Consider the following 21525-nt stretch of genomic DNA (forward strand, 5'->3'; position numbering starts at 1 on the left):
CTATTTTATTTCCGTTGGTGACATTGAAATAATTTTGTTTAAGAATAATGAATTATCAATATCGTGTCGGGGGTAGTCTTGCCTATAACCATCCTACCTATATCGAGAGAAATGCCGATCGAGAACTGTTAACGGCGTTGAAAAATGGTCAATTTTGCTACGTTTTTAACTGTCGTCAGATGGGCAAATCCAGTTTAAGGGTACGAGTGACCCATATTTTACAGCAATTGGGCATGGATTGCGCGTCCGTAGATATAACCAGTATTGGTAGCAATGATAATTTATCCCAATGGTATAACGGCGTGATCACCCGTTTGTTTTTAGGATTTAATCTGACGGGAAAAATTAATCTTAAATCCTGGTTGCGCGAGCGAGAGGATTTACCCCCCGTGCAGCGTTTGGGACAATTTATCGAGGAAATTTTATTAGTTTATTGTCAGGGAGAGAAAATATATATTTTTATCGACGAGATCGATAAAATTCTCAGTTTACAGTTTTCTCTAGATGACTTTTTTTCCCTGATTCGTTATTGTTATAACCAAAGAGCGGAAAATGCCCAGTATGAAAGAATTACTTTTGCTTTATTCGGTGTTGCTACCCCAGCAGATTTAATTCGCGAAAAGACCCAAACATCTTTTAATATCGGCCAGGCGATCGAATTAACGGGATTTAATCTGGCAGAAATTGCTCCTTTAGCCGCAGGATTATCCAGTCAAAGTAATTATCAACCCGACTGCTTAGAAAAAGTTATTTTTTGGACGGGAGGACAGCCATTTTTAACTCAGAAAATCTGTCAGCTATTGCGGGAAACTAATTTAGATATTGAGACGCTGATCAAAGAGAGAATTATTAATAATTGGGAATCTCAAGATGAGCCAGTTCATTTGCGAACTATTGCCGATCGCTTGTTAAGAAATCAAGACAAAGCGGGTCGTTTGTTAGGTATCTATCAACAAATTTTAGAAAAAGGTGCAATCCTGTGCGATGATAGTCCAGAACAAGGGGAATTAAGGTTATCGGGATTAGTGGTAAAAAAGGATAATAAGTTAGTAGTTTATAATCCTATTTATCGAGAAATATTTAATCTCAATTGGGTGGAAAAACAATTAGAGCAATTGCGTCCCTACTCAGAAGCGATCGCCGCCTGGCAACAGTCTAATTATACCGATGAATCGCGGCTTTTACGCGGAAAAGCTTTAAATAATGCCCTCGATTGGTCTCAGGGGAAAAGCTTAAGTAATATTGATTATCAGTTTTTAACTGCTAGTCAAAATCTCGATAAAAGAGAGGCAGAAATTAGCCTAGAAACTCAGAAGCAAGCTAATAAAATTCTAGCAATCGCTCACAAAAAAGCCACCAAAAGAATTCAAATTGGCTCGGTAATTTTAATTGCTTCTCTCCTGGGTTCTTTCTTCGCTTTTATTCAGGTAAAACAAGCATGGCAACAAGTAGAAACCGCTCAACTAGGTATTCAATTACAGCGCAAGGGTGATAGTGATTGGCAGCAATTTCAATTTGAACAACTAGAATCTTTAATTGCGGCTATGCAAGCAGTAAATAGTTTAAAAAACATCGTTACTGATGACCAAACCTTGAGTAAATATCCTGCTACAAGTCCAATTATTACTCTGCAGCAAATTTTAGATCGCATTCAAGAAAAAAACCAACTGCAAGGACACCGGGGAACTATTTATAGTGTTAGTATTAGTCCTAATCGTCAAAAAATCGCCACTGCTTCTCAAGATGGGACGGTAAAAATTTGGAATCAAAAAGGTGAGAATATTCAAACTTTGACAGGTCATCAGGGAGCAGTTTATAGTGTTAGTTTTAGTCCCGATGGTCAAAAAATTGCCACCGCTTCCGAAGATAAAACCGCCAAAATTTGGAACTTGCAAGGACAAAACTTAGTCACCTATCCTGACCATCAAGAATCTGTTTATAGTGTTAGTTTTAGTCCCGATGGTCAAAAAATTGTGACTACTTCCAGGGATAAAACCGCTAGATTATGGAATTTATCAGGTGAAACTTTACAGGTATTTAAGGGACATAAAAGATCGATAGATGCAGCTAGTTTTAGTCCCGATGGTCAAAAAATTGCCACCGCTTCCCGGGATGGTACGATTAAAATCTGGGATTTATCAGGTAAAATTATCTTGAGTTTAGGTCAAGAAAATATTGAGGCTTTTTATAGTGTTAATTTTAGTCCCGACGGTCAAAAAATTGCCGGAGCAGCGGCCGATAAAACTGCTAAAATCTGGGATTTAGAGGGAAATTTAATAGCTACTTTCCGGGGACATCAAGATTTTGTCAACAGTGTTAATTTTAGTCCTGATGGCCAGTTTATAATTACTGCATCTAGTGACGGTAGTGCTAAAATTTGGGGACTGCAAGGGGAAGAAATAACTACTCTTAGAGGACATCAAGAATCAGTTTTTACTGCTGTATTTAGTCAAGATGGAAAAGAGGTGGTAACTGGGTCGAGTGATGAAACGGCTAAAATTTGGCAGCTGAACAATTTAAATCAAGCTAGGGTCGATAATACCAGTGTTAGCATTAATTCCCAGGGCAATATTATCGCTATTGCTAACAAAGATGGTCAAATTACTTTACTCGATTCCCAGGGAAAAAAAATTAGAGAATTTACCACAAAAATGCGTTCAATCTATAGTATAGCTTTTCATCCCGATAGTAATCAGATAGCGATTACAGGAAGAAGTGGAAAAGTACAAATCTGGAGCAAAAAAGGAACAATGCTTCAAGAATTTACTGCTAGTCAAGTACCGATTTATAGTCTTGCTTTTAATGGAGAAGGAACAGCAATCATCACGGGAACAAGCGAGGGAAAAATTCAATACTGGCACTTAAGTAATCATCGTCCTCAATTAATTAATTCTTGGACAGCCGATGATAGTATTATCTATAATTTGGTGTTTTCTACCGATGACCAAAAAATTGCTACCGCTACTCGGGGAAAGATTAAAATTTGGGATTTACAGGGCAATATTTTAAAGGAGATTAAAACCGATTCTTTTCCCGTTTATGGAGTTAGTTTTAGTCCCGATGGTGAAAAAATCGCTGCTATTTCAAGGGATGGTACAGCTAGACGCTGGGACAGGGACGGAAATTTGCGATCGGAGTTTAAAATAGAAGAAGATATCGTCTATGGGATCACTTTTAGTCCTGATGGTCAAGAAATTGTGATTATTTCTAGGGATGGTCAAAAGCATCGCTGGCCCTTAGAAACAGAATATAATTATTTACAAAAATTGCTCGATCGAGGTTGTTTTTGGTTAGAAGATTATCTCAGGACTCGTCCCGAAAAACGAGAAGCACTATCCCCCTGTACTGGGAAAATAAAACCATTCACATTTTAAACTTGGTTTGACTGGGTGGGGGCAAAGGTTAAATTAATTAGTTAATTTCTTGATCTCTTCGGTTTGTCTTATGCAACGGACAGGGTTATAAGGGATGAAACCCTTATAGAAACAGACATTACTGCGATTTTTATCAATTGTTTGCGATCTGGAGCGAACTAATCAATTAAATCTCTTGCCAGATCAGGATTTAGTCGATTTATGTCTCCATATAGAATCATACCAAGTAACGAAGAACCCAACATTTTTGATTTTAACGCTAGAATTTTATCTAATGACCTTTTGTCAACGAGAGAGTCTAGGTATAATCATTGTCTTTGTGTCTTTGCTACTCTAAAAATTTCTTGAGCTGTTGCTGAACCGACAAAACGCCAGTGCCAAGGTTCATAACTAACACCTTGAAAATTGTTTTTCGGAAATGATAGTTCAAAGCCATATTGAGCAGCCTGAACTTCTAGCCAGCGATAGGCTTCAGTAGAGTCGAATGTCAATTTGAGGACAGTATTAGGACTTTTACCGTCACCAACATCGAGAGCATAGCCTGTATGATGTTCGCTGAAACCTGGAGGCGCACTCAGTTTAGAGGCTGCTTTCTTGCTTCCTTGGCGTTGAATTTGTCGCTCAAACAGCTTTTTTTGATCGGCAACTGAGCGAAAGCCAGAAACAGGAATGATCTCAATTCCCTCTTGTTGAGCGGCTAATTGCATCTGTTTAAACATTTCTGCCGCTTCTCGATTTAGATATGCTTTACGTTCGTAGAAAATACCAATTTCCACTAAATCATTAGCATTTTCTTCGTATTTTATATGAAAAGGAATTTCAGTTTGGTTAGGGGGTGAAAGTACAGTGTGATTCTTGGGAGGTGGCGAAGATAGTGAATAGATATCATCAGCACCAGTAACCATGGGCGAAGGAACTGGCAGAGCTTTGGATGTATTTGCCAAAGGATAAGGTCGCTGTAAGGGAGGCGTTAGAGTATTTTTAGGGATAGAAGCAGGAGAAATTAGAGAAGTAGAAGAAACCGACGGCGAGGTAGAAATTGTAGCAGTAGTTGGCAGTTCAGCAGGCTGTTTAAACCCTAAATAAATCGATACACCCATTACAACAATTATAGGAATAATAAAATATCGAAAAGCTGAAATAAAAGATTTCATATTAGTTGTAGTAGATGAAAAATTACACTAGAGCTAGTCAGAGCTAATTAATTGAGCAGCAATCCAGCCTGTCGTACCAGACTGAGGATGATAGACTTTATACCACTGATAACCCCCTCTATCATAGCTACTGCCCAAAATTTGTAGGCGATCGCCTGTACGAACAGTTCCTACCACCCCATAAGCAGTTCCAGCACCAGAACGCATATTTTTAGTTCCTGGAGTACCGCTCACTGTAGCATTGGTTCCTCTGGACGAAGCTTTTGGTGGAGGTTGAGATGGAGGTTGGATTTGCGGTTGACTTGGATAAGTAGTTTGACCATCAACAGTAAGTAAATTACCTGCAATCCATCCATCTGCTCCTGATTGGGGAAAATAAATATGATACCAAATGAATTTATCACTATTTCTAACAGATTTGATAACTTCAACGCGATCACCTGGATAGGCAATATGTCTTGGTGCATATTCTAAACCAGGACCTCTACGAATATTTTTCTTTCCTGGTTGTCCTACAATTGTGGCATTAGTATTATTGTTGATACTAGGTTGCACAGGAGGAGGAGAGAATGGAGTTGAAGAAGGTCGTGAAATAGGAGAAATTGTTCTTGGGTCTTCTTTTGTAATAGAAGGTGAAGGAATCACTCCTACTTCTGAATCGATGGCTATAATCGCCTTAAAATTAGTATCTTCTTTTAAGGCTTCAATATGAAGAAAATACTTACCATCTTGCTGAATTTCTTTTGTTTTTAGAGGAGAAAAATCAGATTTTAATTTCCAGATACATAACTTAGACAAAGGTGTTACTTTAAAATTTAATGTCTGTCCAGTCTGAGCCTCAATCTGATACGTCACACCTTGGTTAGATTTAATCTTGCCCGTTTGTGTAATACTTTCTCCCGACGAAACGTTTAATTTGGGTGCTGTTTGATCAATTAGGCTTCGATCTGGTTCATTAGCGCAAGTTCCTGATGCCTGTGGATTTAGTGTAGTAGATGACTGACATCCAGATGCTAGAAGCAGAATTAGTAGTATTTTTGACCCACTCATCCAATTGAACCCTATCACATTGCTTCTCCTGTCAAATAGACAACATTATTAGTTGACATCGATTCAAAAATGAAGTGTGCCACTGCGTGGTCTTTCAATAAGGTTGCTGATCAAGTAAACTGACCTGCACCACTAAGAGAGAAAGACCGAGATAAGCAGGAGAATCCCGATTTTGTACCTTAGCAGTTTTACGAGGGACTGAAACCCTTGCACCGCCGTTACTTTAGGTAATGCTTATCCCAAAATGGAATGCTCCTAAATCAGCTACCAAAAGATTAGCCCAAAAGAACGCATTCTTGACGGCGAGAACTTAAAGAGTACATTAAGTACTCATCCCATAGTTTTCCCGAAAGGGGCGACAAAATCGTTAAACAAGCTAAGGTAGATTGAGCGAAGGCTTCAACCATCGACCCTGAAAATCCCTTGACTATCGCACCCCATCTGAGATATTTTTCGATTAATCGGTCTTGGTACATTTCAAACTTGAATTTGCCCAACACTATAATCATAGAGCATTACGCTCGATGGAGCGCAGATTTCGGAAAATTATCGTTAAAATTTTGATTTTTGGTTATTGGCTTTATAATAATAGCATACTCTTTGAGTATTATCGTTAATAGGCTATATTGGGAGGTCATTATGCAGTTTATCCTCAGACCCTATCAAGGTATCGATATGATTCGCTTTGGCATGAGCCGTGATGAAGTGCGCCATGCACTAAAAGATTTCTCTACAAACTTTGAAACTTTTAACAAATGGTACAAAGGTGAGGATAAAATTTTTAAGGACACCGATTTATACGAAGATTTAGGAATCTTTGTCTATTACAAACCCGATAATACTTGTGAGGCTATTGAGATGTTTAAGCCAGCTGAACCAATGCTTGATAACCAGTGTTTGTCTGGACTCAGCTATCATGAGCTAAGAGAATTATTTGAAGAAATTGATGGACAGTTAGAAATTGATGACGTGGGATTTACATCACATAAATTTGGTGTTGGATTCTACTTTCGTTTTGGTGACGAAGATCCAGACGCAATCGTAGAGGGGGTTTTTGTTTTTCCAAAAGGACATTATGATTAGCAACTAGATTACTACAATAAATTTCATTACTTTGCTTTAAATATTTTTAATATTTTATAGCCAACTGTAGTATTTAACTATGTTAAATCAGACTTTATTAAGTTTTATGCTTTCTTATTCAACAAAAATATATGGATAAACAAGGTGGCTATTACAGAGCCGTAAGAAAAGCTAATAGAGGAGGTGAAGTTAATCACATCCCAGCATATAAATCTTATGAAGGAATTGTTCCCCTCAATAGAGAGAAAGGCATCGCTATCTGGATGACAGAAGCAGACCATCGAAAAACAGCCACTTGGGGAAGCCATAGTTCTGCACAAAAATTCCGTGCAGAACAACGTGAGTTGATTAATAAAGGACAATTTGAGCAAGCCTTATTGATGGATATTAAGGATATTCGCTCTCAGTTTGGTTCAAAGTATAATAAAGGGATTCAGCAAGCTCTGAAGCATTACAAAACAAAAGTAAGAAGTCAAATTCAAGCATTGCAAAGACAGCGACAAATTCCATTGTTAAAGTCAAGCAAATTAAGTGAACAGAAACAAAAAATAGCTCAACAACTAGCTCAACAACAAAGATTGCAGAAAACCGCAATAGAAGCCACTATGGCCGGCTTTTTGCCTAATAAGCCTCTGCCAGTCTTTAAGCAGAAAAATTCAGCTTCTCAATCGCCTAAAAAACTGGCTCAATTAAAAAAGAAAGCTTTAGCCCATAAAACTCAAGCAGTACAGGGTCAAAACAACTTAACTAAGTCCAAACAGAAAGCTCAGTCAAAGTCATCTAGAACCGTACAGGTAAATTCAAAAAGTAAACTAGAAAAAACCAAACAAAATGCTCAGAATAAAACTCAAGAATCTAAGCCTAAATCAGTACAGTACCAACAAGGTCTAGCTAAAGCTAAACAGAAAGCACAGGCTCGTCAAGCTAAACCAGCGCAGCATCAGCAAGGTTTATCTAGAGCGAAACAAAAAGCGCAATCTCCAAAACTAGCAACCCAATCTAGGTCGCCTCAAACCAAGTCACCTCAACGTGGCCGATAATGCCTTACTAATATCACCTTCGGAGGGGTCTTCATATCCCAAAAGCTTAAGTTTTGAGTTAATTGAAGCAGTGCTGGAGATGTTATAATTTCCTAGTCAAATCCAAAAGAGTCCTTATCGCAATCGACCGTTAATTCAAGAGCAAAAAGAAAAAAATCAGGAGAATTTTAATGAATAACGATGGAACTTCAGAAGAATTTACACCAGTTTTAGAGGATTTTTTTGTCGATCAACCTTTATCTCGTGATGAGCTAAAAAAAGGTTTTGCGGAACTTCTTTCTATCTCTGAAAATGAAATATTTATTTATGAAGATGATGATGAATTTTTAAAAGAAATCGATAAAAATAGTATGTATCCTTATCTATTACAAATTTTTTATGTTCCTGTAAAAGGTGATTTCTCCATTCTTCTCAAGCTTCAACCGACAAATCCGGATGTTGATGCACAGATACAAGATAGTGGACGAGAACGATATACATTTATTTCCGATTTTTCCAAAAAATTTCAATGTCGGTGTGCTATAGATTCAGGAAATAATCCTATTTTGCGCCCTGATGACTTTTATTTGATCGACGGTTATAACCAGCGTCAGTTGATTGTTCTTTATATGTCTTCTGATGAGGAAAAACCTATTCCTGATGACGAGGCTGACTATTATTTTATAGACGAGATAGATAAATGATAAATTGGTTATTGTTTTAGCTATAATGAGGCATACAGAGCGGGGAATCTCATTTATGCAAGCAAGTAATTATACTTATCTATGAAACTGTTTTCTAGCAAGGCTTTCAAAATAGCTTGGCATAAAGCTTAATTTAGGAGTTACATAAGGTGAGATGCTCCCTACAGAGCTAGAGCGCAAATCGCTCGAACAGGACAAAAAATAAGCGGTTTCCTCATAATTTTTATATCCCATTTATCCCCAATCAGTAACTATGTCTGAAAAAAAACCACCCGATGATTTACATGAATCAGTCAAAAAACCTGCTGATCGGCATTATCTTTCTAAAGTCAATCAGAAATCTTGTAAGCACGACATTAACACCGTTATTGAACCCCGCGTTAATGTCAATGACGATATGAAAGCAATTAGAACAGGGAAAGCCACATACCGCAATGAGAATGGCAACCATACCTATATTGTAAACGGCAGAACGTATGGAGTTCATACTGAAAAAAAAAGTTTTGGTAGAACTTATCCCATGCGGGGAGACGGATTTCATACTCTCAATCGTGGGGCATACCAAGCTTTGGGTGTGTATAATGAGAATGGAAAAACCCCTCAAGCTCAAAAAGCACTTGATCGTCAGAGAGAAGCCTTTTTAAGAAGTAAGTATGGTTATGACAAAACCAATAAACGTTATGACCCTGTAATGCAAGCAAAAGTTACACGGGATCAGGAAAGTGCCCACAAAGTTTGGGAAAGAGTTAAAGGGAAAGAACAATCTTCAATGAAGCAAACAAGCGAAAATGCTGCGATGGCAGGCTTAGATTCAAGGAGTAAATTAGAAAAGGCGAAAGAAGCAGCTGCCGTAAAACCTCCAACACAATCAATGCAGCAAACAAGTAGAAATGCTGCAATGGCAGGAGATTATTCAAAGAGTAAATTAGAAAAGGCGAAAGAAGAAGCTAAAAACACTCAAGCCCCCAAACCTCCAACACAATCACCTAAACGCACTCGTTAAACTCAAAACTTATTCTTATTTTTCTATGAACAAATATCATTTTAAAATCTTGAGTATGCCTCTAATCCTCTCCCTCTCCCTCTTATCAGGGTGTGGTTCATCTTCTTCTGATGATGTCGCTTTCTCTTGTCCTGAAGAGCCTACTTTGGGAGGAACGGCTCTTTATCAAACTGAATTAGTTACTATTCCCCAGAAGAACTCATCAAAAAACATGGCACAAAAAACAGTTTCTGGACTGGTATCTTATAGTCAAGATGTAGGCTATGTATTTTCAGCTAAAGCTGGTCAAAAACTTATTACTTCAACTCAAGTTAAAGATATTTGCACTGCTGTTTTTTCGTATCAAGATCGCATCCTTATAGGAAAACCTAATGATAAAAATATCACAATTAAAAAAGATGACACCTATGTTGTGAAAGTTTTTTCAATATTAAACCCAGAAGGTCAACGTTTGTTTAATCTTGATATAAAACTGCTAGGCGGTGCAAAAATAGCTAAATTACCTTACATTTCAGAAATCCCATACTATTTTCAGACTATTGATGGCATAACTGAATCCATACGAAAGGAACAATATGATAAAACTGAAAAATATCAAACAAAATGAATTAGTTTATTTTTGGTTTGGTAAAATCCAGAATAAATGTTGACTATGGCTCAAAACTTGTTCCATCCTCTGAAATAAAGTTTAACTTAATAACATCTCGTCTGGTCACTGAAGCTCTCGTTGCAACGATTAAAGCAGTTCCTGGAACAGCTAACAAATCTTCAATTTCTCCCGCTTCTAGTAAAGGAGCAACCCTAATCGTGGTGTTCATTTTTGATGTTTGATCTCCATATATTATGCGCTCTCGAAAAATAGGGGGTTTTAATAAATTCCAAGGAAAATTAGCAAGTTCTCTGCTATCTCGAGAGTCAAATTCAATATTCCGACAACTTTCTTGATAAAGACTCGCTGCTTTAACTCCATGTACGGTATTGATTCCCGCACTTTGGTTAATGGGAACACCTTGAACGTTTTCTACTATTGAACGCCATCCAGTGCCAAATCGGGCAGCAATAAATTCATTGGTTACTTTAGAACGTCCTTTCAACCCAACTAAACTGCCGTAAATACCAAACCATTTATCAGATGTCTCTTTTCCTAACTTCTCAACCACCCCTTCAACAGTTTGTGTCGCTGCAACCATAGCTAATTTTAATGATCTTCCAATGGCTAATAAAGACGCATCATCTTTAGTAGCAATTTCTTGAGCCTCATCCATTATAAAAAGTACGGGAATATATTCCTGATCACTGTTTTCTCCGCGTTTTTTAATGCCTTCATACAATCGTGCCTTGATAAGAGCCGTAACCAATGCACCACCACGACCGTAGCGATAATCAGGAATTAAAACTCCCAATCTTCCGCCCTCTAGAGGTGCTGTAATATCAACATTTTCTAATTCATCGTTTGTATCTGCCCATGCCGCAAGGTCGGGATGGCTAGTAATTGTGTTAAGCCAGCTTCTCGCCGTAGCTATAATATTTGATTTTACTCGTTCCTCAGTATTTTCCCAATCTTCCATAAAGAATTCGGCTGCTTCTCCGACCGTCAGTGTTTCTGCCGATTCTGGAATGGCTAGTATAACATCATTCTGGGAATCAGAATTAGTAGCAATCTTGCCAATACTACTTAAAGTCCAATAATCACCCCCTGCTGCCTGAGCTAATATTGCAGCCTTACGCAGTAGGTCAGCAGCACTGTCCGTGAAAAACTGATCTGCACTATTTTTTCTCGCCCCTATTACATCAATAATAGTATCAACAAGTGTGGCGGGCTGTAATCCCTTAACCAGAGAAACTCGGCTGTTTCTTGGATCGACAATCTTCATTCCTTTAACAACATCTTTTAGTTCACCGGGTAACGCTCCTTTTCCATCTAAAACAACTAAACCCACGCCTTCAGCTTGCCCCGCTTGTCTAGCAATAGGGCGCAGAATGCCAGCCGTTTTGCCAGAGCCAATACCCCCCAAAACTAAAAGATGTTGTGTTAAATCTTTGAGAGAGAGTTTAAATGGTAGTCCAGCAGAAGGCGCATAAAGATCACCCCTTGCAGCTAGCATTCCTGCTGTTATTCCTAGTTGAAAAATTGGGGAGCTATCTCTTTGAGCTTGCTCAAACTGCCTAATGCGTGCCGATTCAGCAACTTGTGACCAAGGATATCCTCCCGCCATAAGATAAGTCGCCGCATCAACAGATACTTGTTTTTCTAACTCTCGCGCTCTGTTTAAAGAAGGCGGACGATCTACAATTCTTTTCCAAACTCCAAAAAATCCGCCAAAGAACATAGTCCAAATTGGCGGTATATCTTTGGTAATCCAATTGAGCGGTTTTATAAAGAAAATAGAAACAATCCCAAATCTAGAAGAATTACTTGATTCTTCTGTAGATAAAATTTCAGACTCGGAGTTAGAAGATAAATTTATTTGGTATAGCCAACAAGAAACAAAAATTAAAATCCACAAAATACATAACGAAAGTGACGCAGCTAGACCAGTATAAGCTCCTGTACTGGTCAACAGACTGAAACTAGGAAGAACCCAAGCATTCGCTCTTCTTGGTAGTTCATCCGTTTTAAAGTCATCCACGCTGATTTCCGAGGATACGGGACGACCATCAGTCGTAATCCATCCATATCGCCAAATATCTTTTAAATCTTCAGGAGGTTTTGCATTCTTGAAATCTCTTAAATAAATTCGTCGGACAATATCTTCAGCTTGTTTTTTTTCTTTATGATTTCTTTTAAGAATATGATCATTGATTGTTGGAATCAATACTAATATAACTCCAAAAGCAACTAATTGTCCGATTCTGTGAAAAATGGAACCCCATGTATTAAGAATATCTGTATAAAAAGATAAACTATCTGTTGCTTCTTCAATTTTCCGTGTTCCCTCATTAAAAGTTTTCTCTAAAAAACGATTATCATTATTAAAACGTTCGATAACATCATCAGGAATAGGATTTCCCTTCTCTATGAAAGGCTGTGCTTCTTCCGTGAAAATCAATCTATTCTTTTCTCTTCTATCACTAAGATTTTCATTTAAAAGTTTTTGTTCATTATCTATGTTTGTTTTTAATGATTCAAGCAATTGCTTTTCAGTATTGTGAATAGTTCCACCTACCAAACCTAAAATTACTGCTAATACAAAAACTAAAAACTGAGAACGATAAACTCGCTCGGCCAAAAAACGTGCTAACAGACGATGATATAGCGTTCTGGCATTTTTTTCAGGATTGCCATGAAAATCTCCGTTATCCACCGATGCTACATCTAGTTTTCCCCAAAAACGCTTACCTAGAAAGATACCAAGTCTCAAATTTCCAGGAGGAGCATTAGAAATTTTTTCTTTAATCTTGACAATCTCTTTTATGGCTTCCTCTGGTGAGTCATAAAAAGTTGGTTGATTAGGAAGTTTTTCCATTTGTCAGAAAATATAGAAATTCAAAGTGTGCCAGTGCCTGATTGATTGAAGAATACCTCATCGGGAATGCGATAGTCAAGAGATTTTCATCTGACGGGGTGACAATCTGGTGAAAATCCTCATGGTATGGTGATAGAGAGATTTTCTGGGAAAAAACAATCAGGCAATAATCAGCATATTCTAGCCGAATCGTCGAAAATGCTATAAAAATTATACATGGATGTTTTATAACGTTACCTGAGTCGATATCAAGTAATCTCTTTACAAGTATGAGCGGAAATTGCAAGCGCATAAAACTGTTAAAACGGAAGGGCTTGCTGACTATTTCCCATTACCGATAAAATATCTGAACTTACATTCTATAAAAATAGGTTCTTCGGTTTGTGTGATGCAATGGACGGGGGTTATAATAAATGTAACCCTTATATAGAAAGACATTTGGCAATTTTTGTCAATTGTTTTCGATCTAGAACGAACTAATCAATTAAGTCTCTTGCCAGATAAGGATTTAGTCGATTTATGCCCCCCCTATCGAACCATACCAAGTAACGAAGAACCATTTCTTGGGTAATTATTGCCTAACCTACCCGCTCAATAGTCTTAATTTTTAATCCGATGAGGGGGGATTTTCTGCGCTTTGCGATCGAGTTTCTGGGGGAGTATCTTCTCCGATAGTTTCTTCTGGGGGCAAATCTTCCTCGGTAACTTCAATAATCACCGTTTCGCTAACAGCAATAGTTTCGACTTCAACATTTGCGACAGGTTCAGTCGGGGGAATTTCTGGGGCATTTTCGGAGGGTTTGATCTCTTCCGTTGCCAAATCAAAATCATCAAAATCATCGAAATCATCGAAAGTTTCCCCATCATCAATGATTTCTGCGGCTTTTTCCCCAATTTCTGTCACCGATTCTGTAATAGGTTCCCCGATAGCTGCGGCTTTTTCGGCAACGGGGGCAACCGTTTCCTGAGCTTTTTCCTCAATTTCTGTCACTGATTCTGTAATAGTTTCCCCGATAGCCGCGGCTTTTTCTATAACGGGGTCCACCGTTTCTTTAACCGTTTCTTTAACTTTTGCTGCTACTTTCTCAGGTTTAGCTTTAGTTTTAGGGGATTGGGAGGGAGTAACTTTCCCCAGACGATTGCCTAACCAACCGACAATAGTAAATAATTTAACCGGTTTGTCGGGATAAAAAAGTGCTTGTCTGAGTTTGAGAGTTTGCCAAGCGAAAGCAATAAATAATATGGCCGCGGCAGCTTGTCCGAGGAGGATAGCGCCTGTAATCCTTCCCGCGCACAACCAGAGGACAAGGGCATAGAATAATCCTACCGCACTCCAGAGAAAATCATCTTGACGGTGGCGATCGGGGGCGATAAAAGCGGTGGTGAGGAGGTAGAGACTACTTAATCCCACCACGACCGCTAGGATATAGGGCAACATTTGCGATTCTCCTTTGACATTTCCTTTTTTATTGTGCGTTATTTGGGGTCGATCGAGTCTATTTTTTGATTAATTTTCAAAATTATCGAGTCAGATCTTCTTTACCTCTGTTTATGAATAGCCAGCGTTAATATTAGGAAATTCTGGGTTTATCCTCTGCTGCTTGTGCTGATCAGATTAAACAAGCTTTCGGATCAAACGATTAAGTTTTGGTCTTTAACAAGCAAAGAGGAATTAGGAACCCTTGATCAACCCACAGACAAACTGTTATCTTTAGCAATTAGTGCCGATGAGAAATATTTAATTAGTGGTAGTGCTGACAAAAATGTAAAAATTTGGCAAAATGGGCAATAGTAACATCAAGATAACTGCTATAAGTAGAAACTTATGCCGACAATATTTTATTGGGGAGAGGATGAATTTGCTATTAACCAAGCGGTGAAAAATCTGCAAGTAAAACTTCTCGATCCCAATTGGATACAGTTCAATTATGATAAAATTAATGGTGATCGCAATGAAGCAATTATCGAGGCCCTCAATCAAGCGATGACTCCAGTTTTCGGCATGGGAAATCGTTTGGTTTGGTTAGCCGATACGGTTATTTGTCAACAATGTTCCGAGGATATTCTCAAGGAATTACAGCGCACTTTGCCCAATTTACCCGAAAATTCCTATCTGTTATTAACCAGTGCCAAAAAACCCGACTCCCGCTTAAAATCGAGCAAGTTTATCCAAAATCAGGCGGAGGTTAAAGAATTTGAACTAATTCCGCCTTGGAAAGTCGAGGAAATTGCCCAAAGAGTTAGGGAAATTGCCAAAGAAGTGGGGGTAAAATTAACTCCCGATGCGATCGAACTCTTAGCTGAATCAGTGGGAAATAACAGCCGCTTGCTGTGGATGGAGTTAGAAAAACTGCGTTTATTTAAAAATAATTCGGCGGGAACTATTGACAAAAAGGACATTTTAAGCTTAGTCAATGCCAGCAATCAAAGCAGCTTACAGTTAGCCAGTGCTATTTTAAAACGGGAGACAGGCAAAGCCCTAGAATTGGTTAATGAATTATTAAATCGCAACGAGAACCCCCTAGGTATCACTGCCACCCTAGTGGGTCAATTTCGCACTTGGGCAATAGTAAAATTAAAAATTGAAGAAGGAGAAAAAGACGAGAAAAATATCGCCGCCGCCGCCGAAATTGCCAACCCCAAGCGACTGTATTTCATTCGCAAAGAGATACAATCCTTTTCTTCTAAGCAACTTCTCGCCACCTTGCCCATACTTCTCGAATTAGAATATCGTCTCAAACGGGGTGGAGAACCTTTGGCAACTTTGCAAACCAAAATTATCGAACTTTGTTGTTTATTGGTGACTTAAGTAGGTAGGTATTAAAAACTTTCAGATCCCCCCGCCTATCGGCACCCCCCTTATCAAGGGGGGCAGGGGGGATCGAACCTAAAATCTATTTTTGATTTAATTATAACCAGCTACTTAATACTCTTCCTTACCTTTCAGAAATCCTCTAGAATAGGATTCTATAGACTTCTAAACAGCCACAATGACCGATGATGCCATCCCTAGTCTAAACTTAGCGATCTCTACTTTAGCCACGAGTAATAATTTCGCCCGTTGGGTGACGAAAGCACCCCTACCGGGGGGATATGTGCATCATGACTGTGAATGGACCGAGAGTCTAACCACGGAATGGATGGCATGGCAGGAAATGTTCTGTCTGCAAAAAATGCCGACCTTGCCGATGTTAGAGCAATTAGAAGGAAATTATCGACCTAAACTGACTCTTTCGGGAGAAGGCGGCAGTTATGGCGGTCAATTGATGCAGAAACTAGGTATTAGTCTCTGGCAATGGTTATTTCAAGCATCAATTAGTCAAAGTTTTGCCCAAAGTCAGGGAATCGCCCTCGGCAAAAATCAGCCCCTGCGAATTCGCTTGGAATGTCGCAACCCCTATTTAATTCTGCTGCCCTGGGAAATTATGCAGCAAGCAGGTAAACAGGCCATATCTCTGCATCCGAATATACTCTTTAGTCGCACCACCAGCGACGTGGATCCACTGCCACCGATAAAACCGAGTAATAGTCTCAATATTCTCTTAGTTATCGGCGAAAAACAGATTAAAACCGCCGCTAGTTCCCTCAACCTCACCGCCATTAATACGGGTGGAGAAACTAATCCCGACCAGGCACTGGAATCCGAGGCCGCCAATCTTATCCGGGCCATCTCCCCCAGTGGTTCCCTCCCTCAGAATTGGGGAGTGAAAGTCAAGGTCGATACCTTAATTCGACCGGAGGCCGAAGAACTGACCAGGGCCTTGGATACGGGTAAATATAAAGCTTTTTTCTACGCTGGTCACGGAATGTCTGCCCCCAATGGCGGTTCCCTATTTCTGCGGACGGGGGAACAGCTAAACGGGACGGAGTTAGCCCAAGCTTTGGTGAGAAATCAGGTTATTTTAACGGTTTTTAATGCCTGTTGGGGTGCTTATCCCGCTAAATCAGGTCAGGAGATGATTCCCCGCAGCAGTCTGGCGGAAGTCTTGATTCACCATGGCGTTCCCGCAGTTTTGGCCATGCGAGATGCGATCGCAGATCGCGAGGCCTTGAGTTTTATCGAGGTTTTTACCCGCAGCCTCTTCGGGTTCAAAGACAAAGAAGCGCAGATGTCCAAGTTGTTTCCCGGTCCGAGAGTCCCTATCGATCAGGCCGTTCGCATCGCCAGGCAGCAGTTATTAACCCTCTACAAGTACAATCAGCCCGCTTGGACTTTGCCGATTCTCTATATGCACCCGGAATTCGACGGGCAATTGCTGCAAACCCTTGATGAGACTCAATCACCGACGGTTATGCCCGATGTCTCTGGAACCATGCCCGCCGCTTTCTTATACTATCTCGATCGTCCCGAAAGAAAATGGTCAATCCGTGGTGGTGGCATGAATATAGGACGGGACATGGAAAATGATCTACAGATTACTGAAAAATGGGTTAGTAAAAACCATTGTCGGATAATTTGCCGTAAAAATGCCGATCATCCCGACTATCAATACTTTCTCGAAGATTTCTCCCGTTTTGGTACTTTTATCTACCAAGATGGCCACTGGAAACAGGTACATAACCAAGAAGTTCCCCTAGAGTCCGGTTTACAGATTCGCTTCGGCAGTCACCAGGGCCAAATCCTCGCATTTGTGGTGGAATAATTAGGGTTGGCTGAAAAAGTTTGTCGTCGGGTGTGGGGTGATGGGGGTGTGGGAATTATGAATTGGGAATTATGAATTGGGGAGGTGGGGAAGTGGGGAAATTGAACTAAAACCCTAAAACCCCAAAACCCCAAAACCTGCCTCCTGTCTCCTGACGACCGGCTCCTGACTCCTAACCCCACCAACAAACTTTTTGCCGCAAACCCTATCTAACTTTTTGCTTCCTCTTTCAGGGAATAAATTGGTTTAAACCAACCTTTGCGCCAGAAGTAGAAAATCAAGCCTCCCGCTACGGCTAACATGACTAACCAGACCATGAAATAACTCCATTCTCCTTTTAATTCTGGCATATTCTCGAAGTTCATGCCATAGACACCAACGATAAAAGTTAAGGGAATAAAAATCGTCGAAATTACGGTTAAAAACTTCATAATTTCGTTTAATTTATTGCCCATAGTGGACATATAAACATCCATCAAACTCGCCGCTAATTCTCGATAAGCTTCGATAATTTCCAGAATTTGAATGACGTGGTCGTAGGAATCCCGAAAATAAATTTGTACCTCATCGCTGACTATACCATGATGGTCACGCATCAGTAAATGTAGGACATTTCGCATCGGCCAAATTAAGCGACGCAGTGCCAATAATTCCCGACGGACATCATAGATTTCCTGCATGGTCTCTCGATCGGGATTACTAATAATCGCATCTTCCAACGCTTCAATCCGATCTTCGTAGTGTTCTACCACGGGAAAATAACCATCGATAATCGTATCTAATAATAAATAGGTTAAATAATCCGCCCCCGATTTCCGTACTCGTCCCTGGGAAGTGCGAATTCGATCTCTGACTATCTCAAAACAGTCCTGTAATTCCTCCTCTTGAAAACTCAAAAGATAGCGTTTTCCCAAGACAAAACTCACCTGTTCTGTATCAAAACCGCTTTCATCTTCCTTCAGTCGCACCATCTGAGAAATCACTAACAATTGATTGTTATAGTCCTCTAACTTGGGTCGCTGCGGCACATTAACCACATCTTCTAATAACAAAGGATGCAGATTAAAAATTTCCCCTACTTGTTTTAAAACCGTCTCACTCCCTAACCCTTGAATATCCATCCAAGACACGGTATTTGTGCCAATATAGGGGGCGCAAGCATTGGGGGTAATATCCACCTTGCGAACGGCGTTATCTTCATCGTAGTCAATTAAAATAATCCGCGAGGGTTTGGCATCCGGTTCGATAATTAATGTCCCCGGTTCACTACCCGGTTCATCATAAAAATAATCGAAGTAGTCTTCTTCCTCGTCTCCATCGGTATCGGGACGGTTGTTAACGAATATATCGGGTTGTAGTTGGGTCATAAGCTTACAACAATCTGGCTAATTTGGGCAATAAGAAAACAGAAAAGTTAAAAAATTTAATTTGCCTAAAGTTACTATCTATCGCCATGAGATTACAGTAAACTGAAAATTGTTTACTGATTTATTCCCTCCTGATAATTGTCAACGATGAGATTAATCGGGAGAATTAGCAATATTGACGGCCAAAATTTATGGAATCCGCCTCTTTTATTCCCCGTCTAGTTATCCCCGTCGGTGATCCCGCCGGAATCGGCCCTGAAGTGGTGTTAAAAGCGATCGCCGATTCCCCAATCTCGTCTATTTGTCAGATTACTCTAATCGGGACAAGAACGCTTCTCGAAAAAGCCTATCACGATCCCCATCTTCTCGATCGCTTTTCTCTGATCGATTTGCCCTACAATCAAGAAAAAATAGTTTGTGGGCGTGGGGATGCCCACAGTGGTGAAATTAGCTTTCTTTACCTGCAAGAAGCCATAAAACGCACCCTCAAGGGCGAATTTGACGGTATTGTCACCGGTCCGATCGCTAAATCCTGTTGGCAGTTGGCCGGTTATGATTTCCCCGGTCAAACGGAGGTTTTAGCTACCATGGCGGGAATTAACCGTTATGGGATGCTATTCGTCGCTAAATCCCCTCACACCGGCTATAACTTACGCACTCTCCTCGCCACTACCCATATCCCCCTGCGAGAAGTTCCCGATGCTCTTAACCCCGATCTGATGACCCGAAAACTAGACCTATTGATCGAGTCTTTAAAGCTAGATTTCGGCATCGATCACCCAAAAATCGCCATATCCGGCCTTAATCCCCACAGTGGCGAAGCGGGAAAACTGGGAAGGGAAGAAAAGGACTGGTTACAGCCTTGGCTAGAGTCAATGGGGCAGCAATACCCGCAAACCCAATTAATCGGCCTTGTCCCCCCCGATACGCTTTGGGTGCAACCGGGACGCGCTTGGTTTAGCGGTGCAGGGCAACCCGCCGACGCATATCTGGCATTATACCACGATCAGGGCTTAATTCCGGTGAAATTAATGGCTTTTGACTGTGCTGTTAATACTACCATCGGTTTACCTTTTGTTCGCACCTCTCCAGACCACGGGACGGCTTTTGATATCGCTGGCCTTGGCATCGCTAGGGCCCAGAGTATGCAAGCGGCGATCCAATTAGCGATCGAATTATGTCAGCAGCGGGACAACCGGAGAACTAAACTAGAGATATAGCCCTCGATAGGAGACAATTGGGATATGGGTATCGCTTCAGTTAACCCTGCCACTGGAGAAATTCTCAAGACTTTTACCCCTCTAACCTCGGAGGAATTGGCGGCGAAATTGGCCCTAGCTGAGGCGACTTTTCAGAAGTATCGCCGCACCGCCATCAGTCAACGGGGACAGTGGTTACGGCAAGCGGCGGACATTTTGGAACGGGATCAAGTAGCATTGGCTAAAACCATGACTTTAGAAATGGGGAAACCAATCAAATCAGCGATCGCAGAAGTCCTCAAATGTGCCTTGGTTTGTCGTTTTTATGCCGATAATGCCGCCGGTTATCTGGAAGATGTGTTGATTGCCACCGATGCTAGTCGCAGTTTTGTCCGTTATCAACCTTTAGGGGTAATTTTAGCGGTTATGCCCTGGAATTTCCCCCTATGGCAAGTATTTCGCTTTGCTGCCCCCGCTTTGATGGCGGGAAATGTCGGCCTACTCAAACACGCTTCTAATGTTCCCCAATCAGCTTTAGCGGTGGAAAGAATTTTATTAGAAGCTGGTTTTCCTGAAGGTGCTTTTCAAACTCTTTTGATCGGGGCCGATCGCGTTAGTGATTTAATTAACGATGAACGGGTAAAAGCCGCCACTTTAACCGGTAGTGAACCGGCGGGGATGAGTTTAGCAGCCGCCGCCGGAAAACAGATCAAAAAAGTGGTTTTGGAGTTGGGAGGTAGTGATCCTTTTATCGTTTTAGATACTGCCGATATCGAGGCGGCAGCGGCTACGGCAGTGACGGCAAGATTGTTAAATAATGGTCAGACTTGTATCGCCGCTAAACGGTTTATTGTTATGGAAACTGTCGCCGATCAATTTGAACAGTTATTGGTGGCTAAATTCCAAGCTTTAAAAGTTGGTGATCCCCTCGATGAAACTGTTGATATCGGTCCTTTGGCCACGTTATCGATCGTCTCGGAAATTGCCGCCCAAGTGGAAAAAACCGTCGCTATGGGTGGTAGAGTCCTTGTGGGGGGTCAACGTTTAGAGGGAAAAGGTAACTTCTATCTACCGACGATTTTAACCGATATTCCTGCTGGTTCTCCGGGGGAAAAAGAGGAATTTTTTGGACCGGTGGCTTTACTATTTCGAGTCAAAAATATCGAGGAAGCGATCGCTTTAGCTAATGATAGTCCCTTTGGTTTGGGTTCTAGTGCTTGGACGAATAACCCCGCAGAAATTGAGCGTTTAATTACCGAAATTGAGGCCGGTTGTGTGTTTATTAACGGTATGGTTAAATCCGATCCTCGTTTACCCTTTGGGGGGATTAAACGTTCCGGTTTTGGACGGGAATTAAGTGTGGAAGGTATTCGCGAATTTGTCAACGTTAAAACTGTTTGGATTAAGTAATTCAGTAAATCAGTAGGGTGGGTTAGCAACGCGTAACCCACCACCATAACCA

General features: G+C 40.5%; 16 protein-coding genes. 11 read left to right on the top strand and 5 right to left on the bottom strand.

Translation table 11 applies throughout. The features are described 5' to 3' along the window. Positions 1–47 precede the first annotated feature (47 nt). The gene (locus tag ACOCD9_RS06310) at positions 48–3374 is read left to right on the top strand and encodes an AAA-like domain-containing protein (RefSeq protein ID WP_287702790.1); all 3327 of its coding nucleotides are present in this window, start codon (positions 48–50) and stop codon (positions 3372–3374) included. A 308-nt stretch (positions 3375–3682) separates the two neighbouring features. Here the strand turns inward: ACOCD9_RS06310 and ACOCD9_RS06315 are convergent, their stop codons facing one another. Next, complete coding sequence (locus ACOCD9_RS06315) at positions 3683–4528, bottom strand: M15 family metallopeptidase (RefSeq protein ID WP_419546785.1); 846 nt, start codon at positions 4526–4528, stop codon at positions 3683–3685. A 33-nt stretch (positions 4529–4561) separates the two neighbouring features. Then, positions 4562–5383: an SH3 domain-containing protein gene (locus ACOCD9_RS06320; protein WP_159294526.1), complete on the bottom strand. Its 822-nt coding sequence runs from the start codon at positions 5381–5383 to the stop codon at positions 4562–4564. Positions 5384–6217: 834 nt separating this feature from the next. Between ACOCD9_RS06320 and ACOCD9_RS06325 the strand changes: the two genes are divergently transcribed. From ACOCD9_RS06325 to ACOCD9_RS06345, 5 genes are all read left to right on the top strand, one after another. Beyond that, positions 6218–6661 carry a hypothetical protein gene (locus ACOCD9_RS06325; RefSeq protein ID WP_287702165.1) on the top strand — a complete coding sequence of 148 codons (444 nt, stop codon included), beginning with the start codon at positions 6218–6220 and terminating at the stop codon, positions 6659–6661. Positions 6662–6792: 131 nt separating this feature from the next. Beyond that, positions 6793–7701 carry a hypothetical protein gene (locus ACOCD9_RS06330; RefSeq protein WP_287702167.1) on the top strand — a complete coding sequence of 303 codons (909 nt, stop codon included), beginning with the start codon at positions 6793–6795 and terminating at the stop codon, positions 7699–7701. 170 nt (positions 7702–7871) lie between these two features. Then, positions 7872–8384 (top strand): hypothetical protein, encoded by a 513-nt coding sequence (locus ACOCD9_RS06335; RefSeq protein WP_130758391.1) that lies wholly within the window; start codon positions 7872–7874, stop codon positions 8382–8384. Positions 8385–8637: 253 nt separating this feature from the next. After that, positions 8638–9387 (top strand): hypothetical protein, encoded by a 750-nt coding sequence (locus ACOCD9_RS06340; protein ID WP_287702170.1) that lies wholly within the window; start codon positions 8638–8640, stop codon positions 9385–9387. A 25-nt stretch (positions 9388–9412) separates the two neighbouring features. Beyond that, complete coding sequence (locus tag ACOCD9_RS06345) at positions 9413–9994, top strand: hypothetical protein (protein ID WP_002778212.1); 582 nt, start codon at positions 9413–9415, stop codon at positions 9992–9994. A gap of 43 nt (positions 9995–10037) precedes the next feature. On the opposite strand, the gene ACOCD9_RS06350 is transcribed toward ACOCD9_RS06345, so the two are convergent. Together ACOCD9_RS06350 and ACOCD9_RS06355 are read right to left on the bottom strand one after the other, a co-directional pair. Then, positions 10038–12854, bottom strand: a complete 2817-nt coding sequence (locus ACOCD9_RS06350) for a type IV secretory system conjugative DNA transfer family protein (protein ID WP_419546787.1) — start codon at positions 12852–12854, stop codon at positions 10038–10040. A gap of 607 nt (positions 12855–13461) precedes the next feature. Next, positions 13462–14292, bottom strand: a complete 831-nt coding sequence (locus ACOCD9_RS06355) for a Ycf66 family protein (protein WP_419546789.1) — start codon at positions 14290–14292, stop codon at positions 13462–13464. A gap of 165 nt (positions 14293–14457) precedes the next feature. On the opposite strand from ACOCD9_RS06355, the gene ACOCD9_RS06360 reads away from it, so the two are divergent. The 3 genes from ACOCD9_RS06360 (at position 14458) to ACOCD9_RS06370 (ending at position 17497) form a co-directional block, all read left to right on the top strand. Next, positions 14458–14646, top strand: coding sequence for a WD40 repeat domain-containing protein (locus ACOCD9_RS06360; RefSeq protein ID WP_287702177.1), 189 nt, complete (start codon positions 14458–14460; stop codon positions 14644–14646). 33 nt (positions 14647–14679) lie between these two features. Next, positions 14680–15663 carry a DNA polymerase III subunit delta gene (holA, locus tag ACOCD9_RS06365; protein WP_287702179.1) on the top strand — a complete coding sequence of 328 codons (984 nt, stop codon included), beginning with the start codon at positions 14680–14682 and terminating at the stop codon, positions 15661–15663. A gap of 181 nt (positions 15664–15844) precedes the next feature. Continuing rightward, on the top strand, positions 15845–17497 hold the full coding sequence (locus ACOCD9_RS06370) for a CHAT domain-containing protein (RefSeq protein WP_419546791.1): 1653 nt from the start codon (positions 15845–15847) through the stop codon (positions 17495–17497). A gap of 209 nt (positions 17498–17706) precedes the next feature. Here the strand turns inward: ACOCD9_RS06370 and corA are convergent, their stop codons facing one another. After that, positions 17707–18864, bottom strand: a complete 1158-nt coding sequence (gene corA, locus ACOCD9_RS06375; protein ID WP_287702183.1) for a magnesium/cobalt transporter CorA — start codon at positions 18862–18864, stop codon at positions 17707–17709. A 191-nt stretch (positions 18865–19055) separates the two neighbouring features. On the opposite strand from corA, the gene pdxA reads away from it, so the two are divergent. Both pdxA and ACOCD9_RS06385 read left to right on the top strand, forming a co-directional pair. After that, complete coding sequence (gene pdxA / locus ACOCD9_RS06380; RefSeq protein WP_287702185.1) at positions 19056–20084, top strand: 4-hydroxythreonine-4-phosphate dehydrogenase PdxA; 1029 nt, start codon at positions 19056–19058, stop codon at positions 20082–20084. Positions 20085–20108: 24 nt separating this feature from the next. Then, on the top strand, positions 20109–21473 hold the full coding sequence (locus ACOCD9_RS06385) for an NAD-dependent succinate-semialdehyde dehydrogenase (protein ID WP_287702187.1): 1365 nt from the start codon (positions 20109–20111) through the stop codon (positions 21471–21473). Positions 21474–21525 lie beyond the last annotated feature (52 nt).

Origin of the sequence: Microcystis sp. (genome assembly GCF_048564745.1) — a bacterium.
Taxonomy (GTDB): Bacteria; Cyanobacteriota; Cyanobacteriia; order Cyanobacteriales; family Microcystaceae; genus Microcystis; species Microcystis ichthyoblabe_A.